Consider the following 1,376-nt stretch of genomic DNA (forward strand, 5'->3'; position numbering starts at 1 on the left):
GTAGTTGTGCGCGTACAGCAGTCCGAGACAGGTGCTGTTGTAGAATCTGCCGTGTTGAATAGATGCTGAGTCACGGTTAGAGTGGCTCACAGAGCGGTTCTATGTTCGAGATGGCGAACATCAGGACGATTTCACGGAACTGTCGATACCAGCCGAGCGCTCGCACGGCATGAGTGATCGGCGCTATGTTTGAATCTGCAGGGCGCGTATAGACTCTGATGAAGACAACTCGTCGGACTGAAATAGTGAAGCATCTGTCGGAGAAGCAGCTTGATGAAGCGATCAACGATGCCCAAAAGGCGGACGAGACCCGTCTCGTCCGACGACTCTGCTTCATCAAGAACGTCTCTCTTGGCGACACTGACAAAATGGCTGCACGGCGTGTCGGTGCGTCCCAACCAACCGGTGGACGCTGGCTTAAAGCCTGGAACGAAGGTGGAGTTGATGGACTTCGACCGAGCTTCGCGGGCGGCCGCCCCGCGAAGCTCTCCTCTGAACAGTTTGACGAGTTCTTCACACTCCTCAAAGATGGTCAACCGTGGACACCAATGGAGATCGACGATCTTCTCTGGGATCGCTACGGCGTTACGTACGATCGATCCCACCTTGCTCGAATTCTCCGTGCTGATGGAATGCAGTACGCAAAACCACGACCAATAGACCCGCGACAACCACCGGATGCTGAGGAGGATTTTCGTGAGCGCCTGGGAAAGGCGCTCACGAAAGATACTGGTGATGAACCACTCGTTCTCGGGTTCTTTGACGCTTCGTGGCCGCAACCGTTCGAGAACTCTCAGCGAATGTGGTCGTACGATCGAACCGTGGAAATTGACAAACCACTGGTCACAGTCCCCTGGAAAACACTTGGCTTCTATGCATTACTCGGCGAGAGCACGCTCATCTTCCGGAAACGGACGACGAAAGAGAGTATTTGCGCAGCGTTAGAGGCAATCCGTGAGCAGAATCCGGTCGGGCGGATTCTGCTCATCGCAGACAACGATGGCGGTCATCATGCGAAACTCACCCAGCAACGGGCCGACGAACTCGGCATCGAGTTCGTCTTCCTCCCTCCGTACTCGCCGATGTTCAACGCCATCGAGCCGCTCTGGAAGACACTCAAACAGAAGATTTCGCCAGAAATCTTCGAAGGAAAAGATCACTTCAAGCAGTTCGTTACTCGCACATTTCTAGATCTATCCAAACGCGTTAGCTTCGCCGACAACTGGATCGAAACGTTCCTTCCGGATATTCAAAAGTTACGCTGACCACTCTCGCCGAGCGAGCGCTTCGTTGTCGAATACGAAGTTTCGGCCATCCAGCGCTGAGAGTAGCCTTTTGCCCGGATGAGTGCGTTGTGTCCTAGCGTCAACGGCCTT

The 1,376-nt window shown here is 54.1% G+C and carries 1 protein-coding gene and 1 pseudogene; one reads left to right on the forward strand and one right to left on the reverse strand.

The features are described from left to right. Positions 1–76 precede the first annotated feature (76 nt). Positions 77–169: pseudogene (locus RBH22_RS17750) on the reverse strand (IS5/IS1182 family transposase); the annotation flags it as partial. Positions 170–218: 49 nt separating this feature from the next. Between RBH22_RS17750 and RBH22_RS17755 the strand changes: the two are divergent. Beyond that, positions 219–1,265, forward strand: a complete 1,047-nt coding sequence (locus RBH22_RS17755) for an IS630 family transposase (protein ID WP_306678738.1) — start codon at positions 219–221, stop codon at positions 1,263–1,265. Positions 1,266–1,376: the final 111 nt, after the last annotated feature.

It is taken from the genome of Halobellus sp. H-GB7 (genome assembly GCF_030848585.1).
Taxonomy (GTDB): domain Archaea; phylum Halobacteriota; class Halobacteria; order Halobacteriales; family Haloferacaceae; genus Haloquadratum; species Haloquadratum inordinatus.

What these genes read in the sequence shown, in the direction of transcription:
- RBH22_RS17755 (WP_306678738.1), top strand. Translation starts at nt 219, where the DNA reads ATGAAGACAACTCGTCGGACTGAAATAGTGAAGCATCTGTCGGAGAAG.